Below are 13,936 nucleotides of genomic sequence, written 5' to 3'. Positions count from 1 at the left end.
CTTCGACAGTCAAAAATGGATAAGCCACTTTTTCCGTCAAGGATATGTGAAACGATTTCGTTGCATCTATATGGTTACTTTTGCTGCATCTTAAACTCCAAAAACAGCTCGTTGTAGTAGGCGAGCATGTGTTTTCCTAAGTTTTCGTACACTTCGAGATGCCTCGCTGAATCCAAATCGGGGTAAAAGCGCCGATCGGCCGCGATGTCTTTTGGCAAATAGCGAAGCGCCGCGCGATTCGGCGTCGAATAGCCGACATACTCGGCGTTTTGCGCCGCGTGTTTCGGGTCGAGCATAAAATTGATAAACGCGTGCGCTCCTTCGATGTTTTTCGCTGTTTTCGGAATGACCATGTTGTCAAACCATAGGTTGGATCCTTCTTTCGGCACGACATAGTCGAGCTTGTCGTTTTCGGCGATGATTTCCGCCGCATCACCCGACCAAACGACGCCAATGGCCGCCTCTTCATTCGCGAGAAGCAGCTTGATTTCATCGCCGACAATCGCCTTCACATTCGGCATGAGTCGATCGAGTTTCCGCTTTGCTTCTTGCAAATGGGCTTTGTTCGTATCGTTAAGCGAATAGCCGAGGCTGTTTAACGCCATCCCCATCACTTCGCGCGCTCCGTCGACAAGCAAAATTTGATTGCGCAAGTTCGGATCCCATAAGTCGTTCCAGCTTGTGATGGTCTTGCCGCCAAGCATCTCGCGGTTGTAGACGATGCCGACCGTTCCCCAAAAATACGGCACTGAATACCGGTTGTGCGGGTCAAACGGCAAGTTGAGGAACCGCGGTTCGATATATTGTAAATTCGGCAGCTTGTCGTGATCGAGCGGCAACAGCAAGTTTTCCTCGATCATTTTGCTGATGGCGTAATCGGACGGAACGGCGACATCAAACGTCGCCCCGCCTTGGGCGATTTTCGCCATCATCGCTTCGTTGGAATCGAATGTTTGGTAAATCACTTTCCACCCTGTCTCTTTTTCAAACTCCCGAATGAGCGCTGGGTCGATGTAATCGCCCCAGTTGTAAACGGTCACCGTTTTGCCTCCGCCGTACCCTTCCGCTTCGCTCAACCGGTGGGTGATGAACATGAGGACGAACGCCGCGATGAACACGGCCGCAAACCCTTGGACAAGCCGTTTCACCTACTTTCGCCCCCCTATCCCGTACATTCGGCCGCCTTTTTGGCTGAGCACATAATAACCGATGACAAGCAGCATCGTAAATAAAAATAGCAGCGTCGACAGCGCATTGATCGATAAGGAAATGCCCTGGCGCGCCCGCGAATAAATTTCCACCGACAGCGTCGAGAACCCATTTCCCGTGACAAAAAACGTCACGGCAAAGTCATCGAGCGAATACGTAAGCGCCATGAAAAAGCCCGCCCATATGCTTGGCGCCAAAAACGGCAGCACGACGCTTGACAGCACTTGCCAAGGCCCTGCTCCTAAATCTCTAGCCGCATCAATCAGCGTCGGGCTCATTTCCTCGAGTTTCGGCAACACCATTAACACGACAATCGGCACGCTAAAAGCAATGTGAGACAACAGCACGGATGTAAACCCAAGCTTGATGCCGGCCACCGTAAACAGCAACAAAAACGAAGCGCCGATGATGACATCCGGACTGACGATCAACACGTTGTTGAGAGCAAGAAGGGCGTTTTTCGTCCGCTGCCGCTTGACATAGTAAATGGCGAGCGCCCCGATGACCCCGAGTATGGTCGCGACCGCCGCCGACAGCAGCGCGATGACGATTGTATTCAAAACGATGATGAGCAAGCGGTCGTCGGACAGCACGTCGCGGTACCATTTAAACGTGAACGATTGAAAATCGTGCATCGTCCCGCCGCTGTTGAACGAATAATACATCAAATACACAATCGGCGTATACATCACGGCAAACACGGCTAACAGGTACACACGTCCCCACCAATGCGTCCGTTTCATCGGCTTCCCTCTTTCCTTCCGGTTCCTGTCAGGACGACGATGACCGCCATCGCGATCATTAACACAACAGCGATCGTCGCCCCCATTCCCCAATCTTGGGTGACGAGGAAGTGCTGCTCAATGGCCGTGCCGAGCGTAATGACGCGGTTGCCCGCAATGAGGCGCGTAATCATAAACAGCGACAACGCCGGGATGAACACCGCTTGGCAGCCGGCCTTCACCCCGCCAAGCGTGAGCGGGAAGACGACGCGGCGGAACGTCGTCCAAGCCGAAGCGCCCAAATCGCGGGCGGCATCGACAAGCGATGGCGGCAGCTCCTCCAGCGCGTTGAAAATCGGCAGCACCATAAACGGAATAAAAATGTACACAGAGACGAACACAAAGCTGAAATCGGTGAACAACAACTGCCGCGCCCCGAGGCCGATCGCCTGCAAAAAAGCGTTGGCCAGTCCATATGTGCCGAACAGCCCTAAAAACGCATACACCTTCAGCAGCAAATTCACCCACATCGGCAAAATAAGCAACAACAGCCATAACTGCTTGTGGCGCGTTTTCGTCAGCCAATAGGCGGTTGGATAGCCGATCAACAATGACACAAGGGTAATCAAAAACGCGTACCAAAACGAATACGCCATCATTTTCAAATAAATGGGCGTCAACACGTTTTCATAATTCGCCACTGTCCAATGTCCGTCTATATCCAAAAACGATTCATATAATAAAAAGACGATCGGAGCGATGACAAACAACACCAACCAAATGCCATAAGGGATTAAATACCAGTTTCGCCACGCCCGTTCCGTCATGCGCCCTCATCCTCCCATTCGACTCGCATGACGTGAATCGCTTCCGGTTCAAAACGGAGGCCGACCGTTTCCCCGACTTCCGCCTTTTTCGTCGAATGGACAAGCCATTCGTTGCCGTTTTCATCATAGCCGCAAATTTCGTAATGGACGCCTCGGAATAAGAGCGAATCAACACGAATGACAATGTGGCCGTCTCCCGGCGCCACGAGTTCCAAATCTTCCGGACGGATGACGACATCAACCGGTTCGTTCGGCGCAAAACCGCGGTCGACACACGCAAACTGCTTGCCGGCGAATTCGACGAGGAAATCTTCGATCATGCGCCCCGATAAAATGTTCGATTCCCCAATGAAATCGGCGACAAACCGGTTAATGGGTTCATCGTAAATCTCTTTTGGCGTCCCAAACTGCTGAATTTTCCCTTTATTCAGAACAAAAATGTAATCGGACATCGCCAGCGCTTCTTCTTGATCATGCGTGACAAAAATAAACGTAATGCCCAATCGGCGCTGCAGTTCGCGAAGTTCATACTGCATTTCCGTGCGCAGCTTCAAATCCAAGGCCGATAGCGGCTCATCCAAGAGCAACACTTCTGGCTCATTCACAATCGCCCGGGCAATCGCGACGCGTTGGCGCTGACCGCCGGACATCTCTTGAATGCGCCGGCGCTCATAGCCTTCCAAGTTGACAAACCGGAGCGCTTCGCTCACTTTTTGGCGGATGTCCGCTTCTTTCATTTTTTTAATGCGCAAACCAAAGGCGACATTTTCAAATACGTCCAAATGCGGGAACAAGGCGTAATCTTGAAAAACGGTATTGACTTGCCGCTTGTTCGGCGGGACGTTTTGAATCGGCTTTCCATGGAAATAAATCGTTCCTTGCGTCGGTTCGATAAACCCGGCAATCAGCCGCAAAATCGTCGTCTTCCCGCACCCCGACGGCCCAAGCAGCGTATAAAACTTCCCGCGCTCCATCGCAAAACTCACATCATCCAATACGACCGTGCCGTCGTATTCCTTTGTCACTCGCTCGAAGCGGATGATCTCTTCCCCGTTCACTTCCAGCCCCCCGTCTTCTTCATCTCCATCATTCCTAATTAGAACATAGAGACAATGAAAGTGCAATGACAAAACGATCGTTGAACGGTCTTCCCACCCATGCCAATGCTTAAGAAGCGAAAAATGGTCGATGATGCAATTGATAAGGCAACATACCGCCCGTTTTCCTCTCTTACAAGACATAATCAAGGTATTGAAAAATAAATCCAATTAAAAATCTAATATTTTTGCCTCTATCGGCTCAAACGTTTCTATGTGAACATGGTAAAAACCAATTTTTTCTATTATAATATATCTATGAATTCTGTTAGGGAGGAATGAAATTGAAAAGCATCAAACCCGGCCGCGGTCCGTCGATGCAAGGACTCTTCGGCAGCATCGCCGCTGTGTTGTTCGGCATCTTTTGGATGGTGATGGCATTCTCCATCACCGCGGACTCGCCGTTTCCCGCCGCCCGCTTTTTTCCGTTTTTCGGCCTTGTCGTCATCGCCATCGGCGTATTTCAAGCGTTTTACCATTACAAAAATGCGACGGGAAAACAACGCATGTCCTTATTGGACATTGTCGACAGCGAGGAAGAGCCCGACCCGCTGAACGTCCGATTTGGAAGCCATAAACAGCCAAACAAGCATTGCCCTCATTGCGGCGGGCATGTGCAGCACAATTTCCAATTTTGCCCCCAATGTGGAAAAGAGCTTCTCCGTTGATCCGAGAAATTCTTTTTTGAAATTTCCTCGCTTCACCGTATTGAATAATTTCGAAAAATACATTAAATTATATAGTAATCATCAAAACGCTGCCGCACAATTGCATACGGACATTCTTATCAAGAGAGGGGGAGGGACTGGCCCGGTGAACCCTCAGCAACCTGGCCCGCGGCCAAGGTGCTAAATCCAGACAGGCGGAAGCCTGGAAGATAAGAAGAAGCGAATGAAAAGTCTTCTTCTTATAGAAGGCTTTTTTCTTTTACTACGGAGAAACGGGGGAATCGAACGTGGGATTGCTGGATAAGTTGAAAGAGCGCATTCTCATCGCCGACGGGGCGATGGGAACGCTTTTATATTCGCACGGCATTGACCGTTGTTTTGAAGAATTGAATCTATCCAATCCAGATGAAATCGTCCATATTCATGAAGCGTATATCGCCGCGGGCGCCGACGTCATTCAGACGAATACATACGGCGCCAACTATGTGAAACTCGCCCGCTACGGCCTTGAAGATGAGGTGCCGGCCATCAACCGCGCGGCGGTGCGGCTCGCCAGGCAAGCGGCGAACGGGCGGGCGTACGTGCTCGGGACGATCGGGGGGCTGCGCACGTTAAACAAAAGCGTCGTCACGCTCGAAGAAGTGAAACGGACGTTTCGCGAGCAGCTGTTTGTCCTGCTGGCTGAAGGAGTCGACGGCGTGCTGCTCGAGACGTATTACGATTTGGAAGAGTTGGAGACGGTGCTTGCCATCGCCCGCAAAGAGACCGACTTGCCGATTATCGCTCACGTCTCGCTCCATGAAGTCGGCGTCTTGCAAGATGGCACGCCGCTCGCGGACGCCCTTGCCCGCCTAGAGGCGCTCGGGGCCGATGTCATCGGACTGAACTGTCGTCTCGGTCCATATCATATGCTTCGGTCGCTCGAGGAAGTGCCGCTGCCGAAGCAGGCATTTTTGTCGGCGTATCCGAACGCGAGCCTCCCGGATTACCGCGATGGCCGGCTTGTCTATGAGACGAACGCTGAATATTTCGAGGAAACAGCCAAAGCGTTCCGCGACCAAGGGGTGCGCTTGATCGGCGGGTGCTGCGGCACGACGCCGAAGCATATCGCAGCGATGGCAAAAGCGCTCTCCGACCGAACGCCGGTGACGGAAAAAACGGTGAAACGGCGCGCGGTGTCTGTATCAGTGCAAGCGGATCGGCCCGCCCCATCTCCCCTTCCCGAGCTTGCCCGCACGCGCCGCTCGGTCATTGTGGAGCTGGATCCGCCGAAAAAATTGGGGATTGACAAGTTTCTTGCTGGGGCGAAAGCGCTCCATGACGCCGGCATCGATGCGCTGACGTTGGCCGACAACTCGCTCGCCACGCCGCGCATCAGCAACGCCGCTGTCGCCACGATCATCAAGGAGCAGCTCGGCATCCGCCCGCTTGTGCATATTACATGCCGCGATCGCAATTTGATCGGCTTGCAGTCGCATTTGATGGGCTTGCATACGCTCGGCATCACCGACGTGCTCGCCATTACCGGCGACCCGTCGAAAATCGGCGACTTCCCAGGAGCAACGTCGGTGTATGATTTATCATCGTTCGATTTGATCCGCTTGATCCGCCAGTTTAACGAAGGGCTGTCGTACTCGGGCAAACCGCTTGGGCAAAAAACGAACTTCTCGATCGGCGCTGCGTTCAACCCGAACGTCCGCCATTTGGATAAAGCAGTTGAGCGAATGGAGAAAAAAATTCAATGCGGCGCCCACTATTTCTTGACCCAGCCGATTTACTCGGAAGAGAAAATCGTTGAAGTGCACGAAGCGACCAAGCATCTTGACACGCCGATTTACATCGGCATTATGCCACTTGTGAGCGCGCGCAACGCCGACTTTTTGCATCATGAAGTGCCGGGCATTACGCTCTCTGACGAGATTCGCGCCCGCATGGCCGCCTGCGGCGGCGACCCGGTGCAAGCAGCCAAGGAAGGCATCGCTATCGCCAAATCGCTCATTGACGCTGCGTTTGATTTGTTTAACGGCATTTATTTGATCACGCCGTTCTTGCGCTACGACATGACGGTCGAGCTTGTCCGCTACATTCACGAAAAAGAAGCGGCCGCCAAAGAAAGGAAGGTTGTTCATGGCTAACGTCACCTTAGAACAGCAACTGCAAAGAAAAATTCTTGTCATCGATGGCGCCATGGGCACGATGATCCAAAGCGCCAACCTATCGGCCGCCGACTTTGGCGGCGAGGCGTATGAAGGGTGCAACGAATATTTGACCCTCACCGCCCCGCATGTCATCCGCCGCATTCATGAAGCGTACCTAGAAGCCGGTGCTGATATCATTGAAACGAACACGTTCGGAGCGACACGCATCGTGCTTGACGAATATGGCCTCGGTCATTTGGCGCTTGAGCTGAACATCGAAGCGGCCAAACTTGCCAAACAAACGGCTGAGTCGTTCTCCACCCCGGACTGGCCGCGCTTTGTCGCCGGTTCGATGGGGCCGACGACGAAAACGTTGTCGGTGACCGGCGGCGCAACGTTTGAAGAACTCGTCGCCGCCTACGAAGAACAAGCGCGCGGACTGCTCTTAGGAGGCGTCGACCTTCTCCTACTCGAGACGTGCCAAGATACGCTGAATGTCAAAGCCGGTTTTCTCGGCATTTCGAAGGCGTTTGAAGCGGTCGGCCGCCGCGTGCCGCTCATGATTTCCGGCACGATCGAACCGATGGGCACGACGCTCGCCGGGCAGGCGATCGATGCGTTTTTCATCTCGGTGCGCCATATGAAGCCGATCGCCGTCGGCTTAAACTGCGCAACCGGTCCGGAGTTTATGACCGACCATTTGCGCACGCTCGCCTCGCTCGCTGACACGGCGGTCAGCTGCTACCCGAACGCCGGTCTGCCGGATGAGGAAGGCCACTATCATGAAACGCCGAATATGCTGGCAGAGAAAATCCGCCGCTTTGCCGAAAAGGGATGGATCAACATCGTCGGCGGGTGTTGCGGCACGACGCCGGATCATATCCGCGCCATTGCCGAAGCGGTGCGTGATCTCCCGCCGCGGGCGATTCCGTCTTCGTTTGATGTCCACGCCGTTTCCGGCATCGAGGCGCTCATCTATGATGAAACGATGCGTCCGCTCTTTGTCGGCGAGCGGACAAACGTGATCGGCTCGCGCAAATTCAAGCGCCTCATCGCCGAAGGGAAATACGAAGAAGCGGCGGAAATCGCCCGCGCCCAAGTGAAAAACGGCGCCCATGTCATCGACATTTGCCTCGCCGACCCAGACCGCGACGAACTCCATGACATGGAGCAGTTCGTCCGCGAAGTCGTGAAAAAAGTGAAAGTGCCGCTTGTCATCGATTCAACCGACGAGCGCGTCATTGAACGCGCCCTCACCTATTCGCAAGGAAAAGCGATCATTAACTCGATCAACTTGGAAGACGGCGAGGAGCGCTTTGCCAATGTCGTGCCGCTGCTACACCGCTACGGCGCCGCCGTTGTGGTCGGGACGATCGATGAACAAGGGATGGCGGTCACCGCCGAACGAAAGCTCGAGATCGCCTTGCGTTCGTATGACTTGCTCATGAACCGCTACGGCGTGCCTGAGCGCGACATCATTTTCGACCCGCTCGTCTTCCCGGTCGGCACCGGTGATGAGCAATACATCGGCGCGGCGAAAGAAACGATCGAAGGGATCCGCCTCATTAAAGAGCGGCTGCCTCATTGCTTAACGATGCTCGGCATCAGCAACGTCTCGTTCGGCTTGCCGCCGGCCGGGCGCGAAGTGCTGAACTCGGTCTTTTTGTACCATTGCACGCAAGCCGGGCTCGATTACGCCATTGTCAACACCGAGAAGCTCGAGCGGTTCGCTTCGATTCCGGAAGAAGAAGTGCGAATGGCCGAGGCGCTTCTTTTTGACACAAACGACGAAACATTAAACGCCTTTATCGAATTTTACCGAAGCAAAATCACCGCCGCCAAACCGGCGCAGACGAACTTGAGCTTGGAAGAGCGGCTCGCCCGCTACGTTATTGAAGGGTCGAAAGACGGGCTCATTCCCGATTTGGAAAAGGCGCTTGAGACCTACTCCGATCCGCTGTCCATCATCAACGGTCCGCTCATGGCCGGCATGGATGAAGTCGGGCGGCTGTTCAACAACAACCAGCTCATCGTCGCTGAAGTATTGCAAAGCGCGGAAGTGATGAAAGCAGCGGTCGCCTTTTTAGAGCCGTATATGGAAAAGAAAGAAGGAAGCACAAAAGGAAAAGTCATTCTCGCCACCGTCAAAGGCGATGTGCATGACATCGGCAAAAACTTGGTCGACATCATTTTAAGCAACAACGGCTACGAGGTGATCGACCTCGGCATTAAAGTCGCTCCGCAGCAACTCATTGAAGCGGTGCGCGAACATCAGCCGGACATTATCGGGTTGTCGGGCTTGCTTGTGAAATCGGCTCAACAGATGGTCGTCACCGCCCAAGACTTGCGCCAAGCCGGCATCTCAACGCCCATTTTAGTCGGCGGCGCCGCCTTGACGCGCAAATTTACGGAAAACAAAATCGCGCCCGAGTACGACGGCGTTGTCTTGTACGCGAAAGACGCCATGGACGGGCTTGCCCTTGCCAACCAAATCCAGCAGGGCGAGATTGACTACAAGAAAAAAGAAACGGCCGAAAGCGAGCCAACGCGGCAAACGACGGTGGTCACAGCGGTTAAATCGACCGTCTCGACCGACGTTCCCGTCTACATCCCGGCCGATCTCGAGCGCCACGTGCTAAAAAATGTGCCGCTTGACCACGTGTTGCCGTACGTCAACTGGCAAATGGTGCTCGGCCACCACCTCGGCTTGAAAGGAAAAGTGAAACGGCTGCTTGAAGAGAAAGACGAAAAAGCGTTGGCGTTAAAAGCGGTCGTCGACGAACTCGTTGCCGAAGCGAAAGAGCGCCGCTGGATTCAGCCCGCCGGCGTCTACCGCTTCTTCCCTGCACAAAGCGACGGCAACCGGGTTTACATTTACGATCCGACTGACGGCAAAACAGTGCTCGAGATGTTCGACTTTCCGCGCCAACCGCGGGCGCCGTATCTTTGCCTCGCCGATTATTTGAAATCGAAAGAAAGCGGCGAAATGGATTACGTCGGTTTGTTCGCCGTCACCGCCGGGCATGGCGTCCGCGAACTCGCCCAGCACTGGAAGGAAGAAGGCGAATTTTTGAAAAGCCATGCCATCCAAGCGTTGGCGCTCGAGATTGCCGAAGGATTCGCCGAACGAATCCACCAAATTATGCGCGACCGTTGGGGCTTCCCGGACGACCCCGATTTCACGATGGAAGAGCGCTTCGCCGCCAAATACCAGGGCCAGCGCTACTCGTTCGGCTACCCGGCCTGTCCGAACTTGGAAGACCAGGAGAAACTGTTCCGTCTGCTTCATCCAGAAGACATCGGCATCCGTCTCACCGACGGCTATATGATGGAACCCGAAGCATCGGTTTCGGCGATCGTCTTCGCCCATCCGGAAGCGCGGTATTTCAATGTGTTATAAGCCGGAAACGAGCTGGCCGAATCGGCCGGCTCGTTTGTCGTTTTTCTTTGAATGCTCCACCCGAACGATATACAGTCACTTTTTTGTTTTTATTTGTTCACGATTCTCCAACTTTTTCAGCCATTCTTCTTTCGCTTGTCTACGAATACTCTTCCAATCCATCGGAGAACGGTCTCCTTTGGGAGGCATACTCCCAAATAACGAAATCAACTGATCTTCCTTTTTGATCATTCATCATCCCCTCCTTCATACTTAGGGAAAACATCATGTTTCAGTTCACTGACAAGGTGCTGAGGCCCGTCATTCCCACGAAATTTGCGATCTTGAGCTAAATGGACGGCAAGGAAACTGAGTTCTCCTCTTGACTCACCATATTTTTCATCATAGATGTCCACCTGACACATAATTCCCCTCCTCCGTCCCATACTAATGATGACAATACATATCCAAGGAGGAGCAAATATGGTCACGAAGCAACAAACGACGCTGCCGCCGCAACACCAGACGCGCCAGCCGGGCCTGCAAACGGAGATGAACCCGCAGCCGATCACCATCAAAGACACCTATAAAGGAAGCGGCAAGCTCGAAAACAGAGTCGCCATCATCAGCGGCGGCGACAGCGGCATCGGCCGGGCGGTCGCCGTCCATTTCGCCAAAGAAGGGGCCGATGTCGCCATTTTGTATTTGAACGAACACGAGGACGCCGAGGAAACAAAACGGCTTGTCGAACAGGAAGGAAAACGGTGCTTGGCCATCGCCGGCGACATCGGCGATGAAACGTTTTGCAAAGAGGCGGTGAAACAAACAATCAAAGCGTTCGGCAAGCTCGATATCGTCGTCAATAACGCCGCTGAACAGCACCCACAGCCGAACTTTCTCAACATCACCGCCGCGCAGCTGGAAAAAACGTTTCGCACGAACGTATTCGGCTACTTTTTCCTAACGAAAGCGGCGCTCCCGCACTTAAAAAACGGAAGCGCCATTATCAACACCGCTTCGGTCACCGCCTACGAAGGAAACGAACAGCTCATCGACTACTCGGCGACAAAAGGCGCGATCGTCGCGTTCACCCGCTCGCTCGCCAAAGCGCTCGTTGGGCAAGGCATCCGCGTCAATGGCGTCGCCCCAGGCCCGATTTGGACGCCGCTCATCCCCTCCACCTTTCAAAGTGAGCAAGTCGCCGCATTCGGCGCCAACACCCCGATGAAACGGCCCGGCCAGCCGAGCGAAGTCGCCCCGTGCTACGTCTTTTTGGCGAGCGACGAATCGTCGTACATGACCGGGCAAATGCTTCATGTAAATGGCGGCAAGTTCATCAGCGATTGACCGCGGCAGCCGCTGGCGCCGAACTTTTTTAATAAAATCACGTTACCTTTTCTAACAAAAATATGGCGTGATTGTAAAAAAATGAGTACGATAAAGCTACGATGTTCCTCTACTTCTTTACAAGGTGCCCCTCTTCTCTCACCCCATCCCGGAATAGGGGCGGGGTTTTTTGTCACATAACAAGCAGCCAATCCGGTTCAGACAAGTACGTTTGACATTCATTTAAGGCGTGTTGAGCCATCATCCCATCAATAAGACGGTGATCGTAAGTAAGAGACAGCGGCATCACAGAAGCAATCTCAATCGAATCATCGACGACCACCGGTTTTTTCTCAACTTTCCCGATTCCTAAAAGACAAGACTGTGGATAATGAATAATCGGCGTGAACCACGAACCATTGGCCGAGCCGATGTTCGAAACCGTGCATGTCCCTCCGCTCATCTCCACCGCTTGAATCGTTCCCGCTCTCGCCTTCGCCGTCAATTCTTCAATTTCTTTCGCAATTTGGAACAACGATTTTTGATCCGCATCACGAATCACCGGGACGAGCAATCCACGGTCAGTGTCAACCGCAAACCCAATGTGAATGAATTCGTGAATGACGATTTCTTCTCGTTCCTCATCAAGCGAAGCGTTGAGCATTGGATACTTTTTCAACACCGCCGCCAGTGCTTTTACCACATAGGCTAAATAGGTCAGTTTCACCCCTTGTTGCTCAGCTAGCGGTTTGATCCGTCGGCGATGTTGAACAAGACGGGTCGCATCGGCCTCGCCAAAATGGGTGACTTGCGGAATGGTCCGCATTGACCGCACCATCGCTTGGGCGATAGCCTTGCGGATGCCTGTCAGCGGCACTCGGCGCACTTTTTCCCGGCTTTCCTGCTTCTTGACAATCTCAACACTAGCAGCAGCCTCATCGGTTGCTTTTTGCTGCCGAACCGACAGTGCTGCTTCAATATCGCTTTTCAATATTCTTCCGTTCTTTCCGCTTGGAGTGATTTCCTCTAAAGACACGTTCTGCTCGCGGGCAAACTTTCGCACTGACGGGGCAGCCACGAATGTTTTTTGAGGAGTCCTTTGTTTTCCCGCGCTCGCCGCACGACGAATATCCTCTTCCGTGATTTTGCCGTTCGCCCCCGTCGGTGTGACCGTACTCCAATCGACGCCAAGCTCCTTGGCCAGTTTTTTTACGCGTGGGGTGATCTTGATCTCTGTCTGCGGATCTCCGCCGTCCGGAGCAAACGTTTCGACGGCAATGACGGCCAGTACTTCGCCGACCTTGGCCGTATCCCCTCGTTTCTTTTTGATCTCTTTTACTGTTCCTGACTCGGGAGCGTGAATTTCTGAAACGGCCTTTTCTGTTTGCACTTCCACCAGCGTGGCTCCTTTTTCCACCGCATCTCCTTCGGAAACGTGCCAAAACGTAATGAAACTTTCATCGTGGGAATCGGATAGTTTGGGCAATGTCACTTCGACAACCATAAGCTGCCTCCCTTGGAACGAACTTCTCCTTATTCATTGACGAGTTGGATCGCCTCACGGAAAATTTTATCGGCATTTGGCAATACAAATTGTTCAAGCGGACGGCTATAAGGAATTGGCACATCCGGAACCGCAATCCGCTTCACCGGCGCCTCCAAATCATACAAACAATGTTCAGCGGCAATCGCGGCAATTTCCGCCGTCATCCCGTACGACAGATAGTCTTCATCAACAACAAGCAAGCGGTGTGTCTTTTTAACCGATTGAATGATCGTCTCTTTGTCCAATGGGACAAGAGAGCGCAAATCGATCACTTCCGCTTGAATGCCTTGTTGTTCAAGTCTTTTGGCCGCTTCGAGCGCCTGATGCACTGACATTTGAATACCGACAATGGTGATATCCGTTCCCTCGCGCACAATATTTGCTTTCCCAAGCGGCACAGTATACGCCTCTTCCGGTACATGCCCAACCGAAGCATCAAGCTGATCCATCCAGCCGAGCCCTTGCAAGGTTTTATGGAACATAAAGACAACAGGGTTATCATCGCGAATAGCGGAAATCATCATCCCTTTTAAATCATATGGCGTCGACGGAGCGACGACTTTCATCCCAGGAAGATGGGCAAAGGTGGCGTACAACGTTTGCGAGTGCTGGGCGGCATCGCTGTAACCGCCTCCCACCGCCGTCATCAATACCATTGGCAGTTTCACCCTGCCGCCGGACATGTACGGAATTTTCGCCATATGGTTGTAAATTTGGTCCATACAAACCCCAAAAAAGTCGACAAACATCAGCTCCACGATCGGCCGCATTCCTTCCGCAGCGGCGCCGATGGCAGCACCGATGAACGCGGTCTCAGAAATCGGCGTATCGATGACCCGTTCCGGTCCAAACTTTTGGAACAATCCCTCTGTCGCTCCAAAAATCCCGCCGTATACTCCGACATCTTCTCCCATCACAAAGACGTTCGGATCTCTCTCCATCTCAAGGCGAATCGCTTCAGCCAGCGCCTTATTTCCCGTTAACAGCCGCTGTTTTGTTTGTTGCATATGGCAAAACTCCTTTC

Annotated in this window: 12 protein-coding genes and 1 riboswitch; of the genes, 4 read left to right on the top strand and 8 right to left on the bottom strand. The window is 53.1% G+C overall.

The features are described from left to right. Positions 1–74 precede the first annotated feature (74 nt). Genes ABS784_RS06785 through ABS784_RS06770 form a run of 4 tightly spaced genes read right to left on the bottom strand, consistent with a single transcriptional unit; the run spans position 75 to position 3,816 of the window. Entirely contained in the window at positions 75–1,148 is a 1,074-nt protein-coding gene (locus ABS784_RS06785) for an ABC transporter substrate-binding protein (RefSeq protein ID WP_131873601.1), read from the bottom strand. Further along, on the bottom strand, positions 1,149–1,952 hold the full coding sequence (locus tag ABS784_RS06780; RefSeq protein WP_131873599.1) for an ABC transporter permease: 804 nt from the start codon (positions 1,950–1,952) through the stop codon (positions 1,149–1,151). It lies immediately after the preceding gene. After that, positions 1,949–2,758 carry an ABC transporter permease gene (locus ABS784_RS06775; RefSeq protein ID WP_033845532.1) on the bottom strand — a complete coding sequence of 270 codons (810 nt, stop codon included), beginning with the start codon at positions 2,756–2,758 and terminating at the stop codon, positions 1,949–1,951. The genes ABS784_RS06780 and ABS784_RS06775 overlap by 4 nt, the downstream gene beginning before the upstream one ends. Beyond that, the gene (locus ABS784_RS06770) at positions 2,755–3,816 is read right to left on the bottom strand and encodes an ABC transporter ATP-binding protein (RefSeq protein ID WP_352511867.1); all 1,062 of its coding nucleotides are present in this window, start codon (positions 3,814–3,816) and stop codon (positions 2,755–2,757) included. The genes ABS784_RS06775 and ABS784_RS06770 overlap by 4 nt, the downstream gene beginning before the upstream one ends. Before the next feature lie 323 nt (positions 3,817–4,139). On the opposite strand from ABS784_RS06770, the gene ABS784_RS06765 reads away from it, so the two are divergent. The 3 genes from ABS784_RS06765 (at position 4,140) to metH (ending at position 10,061) form a co-directional block, all read left to right on the top strand. Beyond that, positions 4,140–4,523: a DUF7577 domain-containing protein gene (locus tag ABS784_RS06765; protein ID WP_011230221.1), complete on the top strand. Its 384-nt coding sequence runs from the start codon at positions 4,140–4,142 to the stop codon at positions 4,521–4,523. 113 nt (positions 4,524–4,636) lie between these two features. Further along, positions 4,637–4,739, top strand: a riboswitch (SAM riboswitch). 71 nt (positions 4,740–4,810) lie between these two features. Then, entirely contained in the window at positions 4,811–6,658 is a 1,848-nt protein-coding gene (locus ABS784_RS06760; protein ID WP_352511865.1) for a bifunctional homocysteine S-methyltransferase/methylenetetrahydrofolate reductase, read from the top strand. Beyond that, positions 6,651–10,061: a methionine synthase gene (gene metH / locus ABS784_RS06755; RefSeq protein WP_352511863.1), complete on the top strand. Its 3,411-nt coding sequence runs from the start codon at positions 6,651–6,653 to the stop codon at positions 10,059–10,061. The genes ABS784_RS06760 and metH overlap by 8 nt, the downstream gene beginning before the upstream one ends. Before the next feature lie 75 nt (positions 10,062–10,136). Here the strand turns inward: metH and ABS784_RS06750 are convergent, their stop codons facing one another. Then, positions 10,137–10,292, bottom strand: coding sequence for a hypothetical protein (locus ABS784_RS06750; RefSeq protein ID WP_011230218.1), 156 nt, complete (start codon positions 10,290–10,292; stop codon positions 10,137–10,139). After that, positions 10,289–10,465 carry a hypothetical protein gene (locus ABS784_RS06745; protein ID WP_014195051.1) on the bottom strand — a complete coding sequence of 59 codons (177 nt, stop codon included), beginning with the start codon at positions 10,463–10,465 and terminating at the stop codon, positions 10,289–10,291. The genes ABS784_RS06750 and ABS784_RS06745 overlap by 4 nt, the downstream gene beginning before the upstream one ends. 58 nt (positions 10,466–10,523) lie before the next feature. On the opposite strand from ABS784_RS06745, the gene ABS784_RS06740 reads away from it, so the two are divergent. After that, positions 10,524–11,387, top strand: a complete 864-nt coding sequence (locus tag ABS784_RS06740; RefSeq protein WP_023633939.1) for an SDR family oxidoreductase — start codon at positions 10,524–10,526, stop codon at positions 11,385–11,387. Between the two features lie 172 nt (positions 11,388–11,559). Here the strand turns inward: ABS784_RS06740 and ABS784_RS06735 are convergent, their stop codons facing one another. Both ABS784_RS06735 and ABS784_RS06730 read right to left on the bottom strand, forming a co-directional pair. Next, positions 11,560–12,870, bottom strand: coding sequence for a dihydrolipoamide acetyltransferase family protein (locus ABS784_RS06735; RefSeq protein WP_014195050.1), 1,311 nt, complete (start codon positions 12,868–12,870; stop codon positions 11,560–11,562). A gap of 29 nt (positions 12,871–12,899) precedes the next feature. Continuing rightward, the gene (locus tag ABS784_RS06730) at positions 12,900–13,919 is read right to left on the bottom strand and encodes an alpha-ketoacid dehydrogenase subunit beta (RefSeq protein WP_021322535.1); all 1,020 of its coding nucleotides are present in this window, start codon (positions 13,917–13,919) and stop codon (positions 12,900–12,902) included. Between the last annotated feature and the right edge of the window lie 17 nt (positions 13,920–13,936).

The sequence above is a fragment of the Geobacillus sp. G4 genome (assembly GCF_040327975.1).
GTDB lineage: Bacteria > Bacillota > Bacilli > Bacillales > Anoxybacillaceae > Geobacillus > Geobacillus thermoleovorans.
This window is presented reverse-complemented; position numbering and strand designations above follow the sequence as displayed.

What these genes read in the sequence shown, in the direction of transcription:
- metH (WP_352511863.1), top strand. Translation starts at nt 6,651, where the DNA reads ATGGCTAACGTCACCTTAGAACAGCAACTGCAAAGAAAAATTCTTGTC.
- ABS784_RS06780 (WP_131873599.1), bottom strand. Translation starts at nt 1,952, where the DNA reads ATGAAACGGACGCATTGGTGGGGACGTGTGTACCTGTTAGCCGTGTTT.
- ABS784_RS06735 (WP_014195050.1), bottom strand. Translation starts at nt 12,870, where the DNA reads ATGGTTGTCGAAGTGACATTGCCCAAACTATCCGATTCCCACGATGAA.
- ABS784_RS06775 (WP_033845532.1), bottom strand. Translation starts at nt 2,758, where the DNA reads ATGACGGAACGGGCGTGGCGAAACTGGTATTTAATCCCTTATGGCATT.
- ABS784_RS06750 (WP_011230218.1), bottom strand. Translation starts at nt 10,292, where the DNA reads ATGATCAAAAAGGAAGATCAGTTGATTTCGTTATTTGGGAGTATGCCT.
- ABS784_RS06745 (WP_014195051.1), bottom strand. Translation starts at nt 10,465, where the DNA reads ATGTGTCAGGTGGACATCTATGATGAAAAATATGGTGAGTCAAGAGGA.
- ABS784_RS06730 (WP_021322535.1), bottom strand. Translation starts at nt 13,919, where the DNA reads ATGCAACAAACAAAACAGCGGCTGTTAACGGGAAATAAGGCGCTGGCT.
- ABS784_RS06740 (WP_023633939.1), top strand. Translation starts at nt 10,524, where the DNA reads ATGGTCACGAAGCAACAAACGACGCTGCCGCCGCAACACCAGACGCGC.